This window comes from Caulobacter rhizosphaerae (assembly GCF_010977555.1).
Lineage (GTDB): Bacteria > Pseudomonadota > Alphaproteobacteria > Caulobacterales > Caulobacteraceae > Caulobacter > Caulobacter rhizosphaerae.
The window spans coordinates 224,873-231,492 of sequence record NZ_CP048816.1 but is presented as its reverse complement, the minus strand read 5'-3'; the positions used below and the strand labels follow the sequence as shown (position 1 = coordinate 231,492).

The 6,620-nt window shown below is 70.3% G+C and carries 7 protein-coding genes; 2 read left to right on the top strand and 5 right to left on the bottom strand.

Features of this window, described 5'->3' with window-relative positions:
* Nucleotides 1–121: 121 nt before the first annotated feature.
* On the top strand, nucleotides 122–370 hold the full coding sequence (locus G3M57_RS27060; RefSeq protein ID WP_163234013.1) for a helix-turn-helix domain-containing protein: 249 nt from the start codon (nucleotides 122–124) through the stop codon (nucleotides 368–370).
* Entirely contained in the window at nucleotides 370–1,701 is a 1,332-nt protein-coding gene (locus G3M57_RS27055) for a type II toxin-antitoxin system HipA family toxin (protein WP_163234012.1), read from the top strand. Before G3M57_RS27060 ends, G3M57_RS27055 begins: the two co-directional genes overlap by 1 nt.
* 86 nt (nucleotides 1,702–1,787) lie before the next feature.
* Here G3M57_RS27055 and repC read toward each other — a convergent pair whose 3' ends face one another.
* From repC to trbF, 5 genes are all read right to left on the bottom strand, one after another.
* Nucleotides 1,788–3,059, bottom strand: a complete 1,272-nt coding sequence (gene repC / locus G3M57_RS27050; protein ID WP_163234011.1) for a plasmid replication protein RepC — start codon at nucleotides 3,057–3,059, stop codon at nucleotides 1,788–1,790.
* Nucleotides 3,060–3,243: 184 nt separating this feature from the next.
* Nucleotides 3,244–3,480, bottom strand: coding sequence for a ribbon-helix-helix domain-containing protein (locus tag G3M57_RS27045; RefSeq protein WP_163234010.1), 237 nt, complete (start codon nucleotides 3,478–3,480; stop codon nucleotides 3,244–3,246).
* Nucleotides 3,481–3,607: 127 nt separating this feature from the next.
* Nucleotides 3,608–4,834 carry a TraB/TrbI/VirB10 family type IV secretion system protein gene (locus G3M57_RS27040; protein ID WP_163234009.1) on the bottom strand — a complete coding sequence of 409 codons (1,227 nt, stop codon included), beginning with the start codon at nucleotides 4,832–4,834 and terminating at the stop codon, nucleotides 3,608–3,610.
* Entirely contained in the window at nucleotides 4,831–5,865 is a 1,035-nt protein-coding gene (gene trbG / locus G3M57_RS27035) for a P-type conjugative transfer protein TrbG (RefSeq protein ID WP_230983873.1), read from the bottom strand. Before trbG ends, G3M57_RS27040 begins: the two co-directional genes overlap by 4 nt.
* A gap of 62 nt (nucleotides 5,866–5,927) precedes the next feature.
* A complete protein-coding gene (gene trbF / locus G3M57_RS27030; protein ID WP_163234008.1) occupies nucleotides 5,928–6,614 on the bottom strand; it encodes a conjugal transfer protein TrbF in 687 nt (228 codons plus the stop codon).
* Between the last annotated feature and the right edge of the window lie 6 nt (nucleotides 6,615–6,620).

The window sequence follows — 6,620 nt, the reverse complement described above, 5'->3', positions numbered from 1 at the left end:
CCCGCCCGTGGCATATACGCCGCACCGCATATCATAAAATTATGCGCCGTAGCGTATAACGCCAAAATATACGCCACCCCGTATATTGACAAAATATACGCCTCGCCGTATTTCTCGCCCCATGGACCTGATCGCTCGCAACGAAGCTCAGTTGGCCGCGTCCTTGCGACGCTACCGGAAGAAGGCCGGCCTGACCCAGGGCGCGCTCGGCGAGGTCGCGCAGCTGCGCCAGTCGACGATCTCCGAGTTGGAGAACGGATCGGGCGCCAAGCTGGAGACCGTGTTCGCCATCCTGAGCGCTCTCAATCTCGAACTGGTGGTGCGACCGCGAAATGTCGGCGGCGAGCCGGCGCTGGAAGATCTCTTCTGATGGCGCGACGGCCACGTTACGACCCGCTGGCGGTCTACATGAACGGCCGGCGCGTGGGCCTGTTGCGCCGCGAGCCCAGCGGCGCGATCGACTTCACCTACGACGGCGACTGGCTTTCCGCGCGTGGCGCGCTGGCCGTCTCCCTGTCCCTGCCGTTGCGCGAGGATCGCTATATCGGCGCGCCGGTCGCGGCGGTCTTCGACAACCTGCTGCCCGACAATGTGGAGATCCGCGCCAGGATCGCGGCCAAGGTCGGTGCGCAAGGCGTGGACCCCTACAGCCTTCTGTCCGCCTTGGGTCGCGACTGCGTCGGCGCGCTCCAGTTCCTGCCCGAGACCGCGCCGGCGCCAGTGGCGGGCCTGGTCGAAGCCGCACCCGTCTCCGAGGCCGACATCGCCAGGATCCTGGCCAATCTGGCCCGCGCCCCCCTGGGTCTGGAGCCGGACGATGACTTTCGCGTCTCCATCGCCGGGGCGCAGGAAAAGACCGCCTTCCTGCGACGCGACGGACAGTGGTCTCGGCCCCTGGGCGCGACCCCGACCACCCACATCTTCAAGCCGCAGATCGGCCAGCTGCCCAACGGCCTGGACCTCTCGAACAGCGTCGAGAACGAATATCTGTGCCTGACCCTGACGGCGGCCTGGGGGCTGCCCAGCGCCGGGGTCTCCATGGCTCGGTTCGAGGACCGGTCGGTGCTGATCGTCGATCGGTTTGATCGCTTCGAGGCGCGCGATGGCCGGCTGCTGCGACGCCCGCAGGAAGACTTTTGCCAGGCGCTGTCGACGCCGTGGGTGGGCAAGTACGAGGCCGACGGCGGACCCGGCATCCTGCGGGGCCTTGATCTCCTGGCGGCGAGCGACGAGCCGACCCTGGACCGGTTGATGTTCCTGCGCGCGCAGATCGTCTTCTGGCTGCTGGGCGCGACCGACGGCCACGCCAAGAACTTCAGCGTCTTCCTGCAGCCGGGCGGCGGCTTCAGGATGACCCCCCTCTACGACGTGCTGTCGGCCGAACCCAGCCACGCCGCGCGCCAGATCGAGCGCAAGCAGATGAAGCTGGCCATGGCCGTCGGCGACAAGCGCCACTATCGCATGGCCGACGTCGCCCCGCGCCACTTCGTCCAGACCGGCGTCGCCGCCGGCGTGGCCGCCCAGGCGGTGCGATCGCTGCTGGCCCAGCTCGCCCAGGACGGCCCGCCCGCTCTGGACCAGGTGCTGGCCCAGTTGCCCGAGGGTTTCCCCGAACGGGTCAGCGGCCCGATCGCGCAGGCCGCCCACGCGCGTCTGGGCCAGATCGCCCGCTTCCTCGACGCGGGCCCCGCTGGCGATTGACGTTCGCTCGCGAGAGCCCGGCCGCCTGGTCGGGCCGCTGAACGTCCGGGGCGCCAGCCACGCGGACCGTGTCATGGGGCGAAACATCATCGCGCCGTGCGTCTCAGAGGCGATTTTCCGCCGGGCGCCGGGGGCTCGTGCCGCGCCTTAAGGCCAAACAGGCTGGGCAGGAGCTTCAGGGCGCCGCCCCGCTCACGCTCGCACATCGCCCGCAGATAGCCGCCGGCCGAGCTGCGGATCTCCCCGTCCTTCCATCGCGCTAGCACCGTGGCCAGCGCGATGGCGGCCCGATTGCGGCCCATGGCGTCGCGGGCTTCACGCACCGCCGACAGGTTGACGCCCATCAGGGGCGCGGCCCGGCCCACGGCGTCGACCAGATCCTCCCACTGCGCCGTGGCCGGGTCCTCCAGGAAATCGCCCAGTTCGGGCACGGCTTCCAGCACCAGCGACAGTGGGATGGCTTCCTCGCTGATCGCCGCCTCCACCAGCGACAGCTCCGCTTCCACCGCGGGACGGGACGGTCGCGCCGAGGGCTCGACTACTTTCTTTCGAGGAGAAGAATACGTTGCTCCTGCGGATCTAGGTTCGGTTGTAGGTTCTTTCTGGGCTCGGATTTCAGCGCCCTTGGGCTCTGATTGACTATTCTGACGAGCCTTCACCCAGGCCACGTCCACCGCCGCCATCAGCGCCGAGAACGTCTGATGCAGCGCCTCGAGCTCGGCGAGGCTGGGGGTGCGCGGCAGGCGGCCCAGCGCCAGGTCGACGGCCCCGTTCCAGTCGTAGCCTTCAAAGCCGCGATAAAGCGCGTCGGCGCACACGGTGCGGATCTCGCGGCGAACCTCGCCCAGCTTGCGCATCAGGGCCCGCCGCTGGGCCTGTTCCAGCCCGCGCGCGGCGGCCAGGTCGGCGAACTCGTCCCACCGAACCGCCAGCGGCGCCAGATCGAAGCCGAACGCCTCGATGATGAAGCCGCGCTCGTCGCGATAGCCCCAGCGCTTGCCGTTGCCGCTGTCGCGCATATGCACCAGGCCCGCGCGCACGGCTTCCCGAATCAGGCCTTGGACGACGGTCCGCGAGCGCTGCAGCTCCTCGCACAGCATGTCGTTCGAAGGCCACGCCACCGGGTGGGTCTTGCCCGTCCAGTCCTGTTCGGCGGTAACGCGCACCAGCGCGCGGATCAGGCGCACGACGCCGTCGCCGAGCCCCAGGCGGGGCGCGGCGCGCTCGAAACGATCAAGCAGCATGGCCTTGGAGATCGCCTCCGGAAGGCCTCGATAGGTGTCGGCAAGCCGCGCGGCCGCCCATTGGGCGTCCGCCAGACGGCGCACGTCTCCCATCCCGTTCGAGACGGTCTGCATCTTCTGCTCCTCCTCAAGAGGCCGCAGGCGCACAGGTTCCCGTCGCGCGAACGCGCGTTTTTGGATTGCAGCGATGTGGGTGATTCGTTAGAAAGAGCAGGACTTTGAGTGCTCGGTCGGGGTTGGCGCCCCGTCTAGCGAATGACCTGGATGAACCCGGCGCGTTCCAGCGTGCCGGGTTTTTCTATGCGCTCACGGCATGGTTCCTTTCCGGTTCGCCCCCGTCGAAATACTCCCGCAGCAACACCGCCAGGGCATCGTTTCGATTGGTGAGACCGCGCGCCTTCTTGAGCCTGTCGAGCCGTGCGACGAGGTCGCTGGGCACGAGGGCGTTGAGCTGACTTTTCCCAGAAGCGCGGGCGTTGGCGCGCAGGCGCTTCTGGTATTGCGCGTTGTATTCAAGGTCGCGTGCGGTCGTCATGGCGCGGCCGATAAGATCGCGATTCCGCAGGAACAACTAATAAAGGTAAGCAGGCGAACACCGTTCGGCAGCGAATAAACCCCTTGAAGATCAGGGGAATCGCCCGATGCGCGCGTTCGTGCTCGGCTCATCGGCCCGCCTCCGTTTCGGGCGGCAGGATCAGATCCTTGTCGACCATGACCCGAACCGGATAGCCGGGCCTGATCGTCAAGGTCGGGGCGCGCTGGAGGTCGCGCTCGACCAGGCGCTGCCCCGTCTGGCTGGCCTGCCCGGCCACGCCGCCGGCCGCGTCCTGCAGCACCAGGTTGTCGCTCCCGCGCGCCTGGCTGTTCTGGGCGGCCGAGGCGCCGATCGCGATCAGGGTCGACAGGCCGATCGCCCGGGCCAGGCGCGGGATGTGGGCGTCGACCCGATCCGACAGGCCCGCCGCGCCCGTGGCGTCCGCACCCGTCATGCCGCCCAGTTCCACCGAGCGGCCGCTGGGAAAGATCAGGCGCGTCCAGACCACCAGCACGCGCTCCTGGCCGTAGCCGACCTGGCTGTCGTACTTGCCCACCAGCCTCGCGCCCTGGGGAATGAGAACGATCCTTCCGGTGCGGTGATCGAACACCGGCTCGGTGACCTGGGCGATCGCCATGCCTGGCAGGTCGGAGTTGAGACCGGTGACCATGGCCGCGGCGATAATGCTGCCGGCCTTGAGCTCGTAGGGCGACAGCGGCGGCTGGGGTATGGCGGGCGCATAGGTCGCCCCCGGCGCGCCGGCCCGGGCGATGAACGCCTCCCTGGGATTGACGGCGGAATCCGCGGCCGCCGCACCCGTCGCCGCCGGGCCCGCCCATGACGCCGGCGACGGCGTCGTCGGCGTGGAGGCGGTCGCCTCGCCGGCCGCCCCCGGCGCCCCGCCGAAGAACGGCCCGGCTTTCTGGGCGGCCGCCTGCTCGTCCAGGCGCCGCTGGCGCGCCGGATCGACAGAGGCGGTCGCGCCCGACGGGACTTGCGCCGCGCCCGTCCCCGGCGCGCCCGGCCCCGTCTGGCCCGGCGGAACGGCCAACGTATTGGGCCGCGGACCCAGTTCGCTGTAGGAGGCCGGCAAGCGATCGTCGATCGGCGCCGGCGCCGCCGGATCGGCCTCGGCCGACGGCTCGGCCGTGGCCTTGCGGGCGGTGTGGCCGCCGCCGAAGGCGATCAGGAACCCAAGCCCCACGAGCAAGAGCACGACAAGCACGGCCGCGCCGATCACCACGGGCCGGTAACGGGCGATCGGCCGTCGGGGCGCCTCCAGAACAGATCGAGCCGGGGCCTTGGCGCCGGCGGCGGCGCTCCTGGAGAGCGGCTCGTCGGAACCCGGGTTCAACGGCCGGCTCCGGCGCGGGTGATCCGCACGATGTCCTGCCGCCGCTGGCTCAGACGCAGCTCGGCCCGGTCAAGCAGGCGGTCCACCACGTAGTAGACGCCGGCCTGGCGATAGTTGACGAGCTCGGCCCGGTCCTTGTCGCCCAGCAGGAAGAGCGGCGGGGCCGGCTTCGTCGCCAGGTCGGCGGGGAACTCGATATAGGTCTTGGCCCCATCGTCGAAAACGCGCACCGGCGTCCAGGGGGGACCGTGACGGCCGCGCGCCTCGATCGCGTAGCGGAAATTCAGGCGCTCGACCGCCACATCGGGCGCGACCTGAGCCCCGGTCTCGCGCTCGGCGGCCGCCGATAGGCGGGCGCGCTCATCGGCCTGCGCCTGGGCCTGGTCCTGCGGATAGTTCCAGCCCAGCATGCTGGTGTAGGCGCTGGAGGCCGTCGACACCGCATCGATCAGATAGGTCCGCTGGTCGGTCGTCAGCACGATGTTGGTGCGCAGATCGGCCCGGATCGGCTTGACCAGGATCACGACCTGGGCGCCTTCGCCCGACCCCGCCAGGGTCTGGCCCAGCACCCAGCGCACGGTGTCTCCGGCGGCCTTGGCGATCAGCTTCTCGCCGGGCTTGAGCGTGATGGTGGTCAGGAACCGCGGGCTGGTGTGGACGGTGTAAAGCCGGCCCGGCTCGAAGTCGTAATAGAGCGCCGCATTGACGTAGGCGCCGGGCGTTGGCCAGTCGCGGGCCGAGGCGTTGGCCGCGGCGATGGTCAGGAGCGGCCCGCTGGTCGTGCGCGGACGTCGCGCGACGGCGCGGCGGCGCGGCGCAGGCGCCCTGATCGCCACGGCGGGGGCGTCGGTGAGAGGCTGGGCTTGCCGGGCCGCCGGGATCGGCGGCGCCGGCCGAGCGCTTGGGAGCCGCGAGGTCAAAGGCCGGGCGACCGTCGGCGGGGCGGCTCCAGGCTCGGACGCCGCCGGCGCGCTGGCCGCCGCCAGCATCGCGGCCGCCAAGCCCAGGACCGCCAGGCCGGGGGACGCCAAGCCAGGGGCGCGCGCGCCTGGAACCGCCCGTGCGGGCGCGGGCGGATGCGTTGGGGGCCAGATCATAGGTCGCGGCTCCATTGGAAGGCGGAGATGAACACCCCCAGGGGGTTGGCCCGCAGTTGGGCCTCGTCGCGCGGCGGTTTGCGGCTGACGGTGAACAGTCCCGTCCAGCGCTGCGGCGGCAGGGCCACGCCCTGGTCGTAGAGCGTCTCGCGCCACTGGACCTGGTAGGTGGTGGGGCTGCGAGCCAGCACCGACACGATCTCCACCGTGGCGGCCTCCTGGCCCACACGGGCGAACGGATCGTGCTCACGGGCGTACTGGCTCAAGCCGGCCTTGGCGTCGGCCGACACGAAGGCGTAGGCCCGCACCCAGTTTTGACGGAGGACGACGGGGTCGGTGCTCTTGGCGCGGACCAGCTGCACGAAATCGGCCACGAAGTAGCCGATTTCGGCCTGGGTCGGCGCATAGACCCGATCGGCCGCCTCGATGCGGCCGGGCCGCCCGTACCGGTCGACGGGCACCACATAGGTGGCGATGCGCGTGTCCTGGCGCTCGTAGATGTAGGCCCCGAGCGACAGGGCGGCCAGGCTCGCGCACGCAAAGGCCATCAGCCGCCAGTTGCGGGCTTGGACGAGCTTGGCCCCGTCGCGGTCGTCGTGGACCTGGCCGGCCCGATGATAGGGGGTCTCGACGGGCGTGGAGTCGCCGTAGCGTTCCTGGACGCGTTTGAAGGCAGTGGACATGGGCGG

Excerpts from the sequence above, each read along its gene's own strand:
- trbF (WP_163234008.1), bottom strand. The coding sequence starts at position 6,614 with ATGTCCACTGCCTTCAAACGCGTCCAGGAACGCTACGGCGACTCCACG.
- G3M57_RS27055 (WP_163234012.1), top strand. The coding sequence starts at position 370 with ATGGCGCGACGGCCACGTTACGACCCGCTGGCGGTCTACATGAACGGC.
- G3M57_RS27045 (WP_163234010.1), bottom strand. The coding sequence starts at position 3,480 with ATGACGACCGCACGCGACCTTGAATACAACGCGCAATACCAGAAGCGC.
- repC (WP_163234011.1), bottom strand. The coding sequence starts at position 3,059 with ATGCAGACCGTCTCGAACGGGATGGGAGACGTGCGCCGTCTGGCGGAC.
- G3M57_RS27060 (WP_163234013.1), top strand. The coding sequence starts at position 122 with ATGGACCTGATCGCTCGCAACGAAGCTCAGTTGGCCGCGTCCTTGCGA.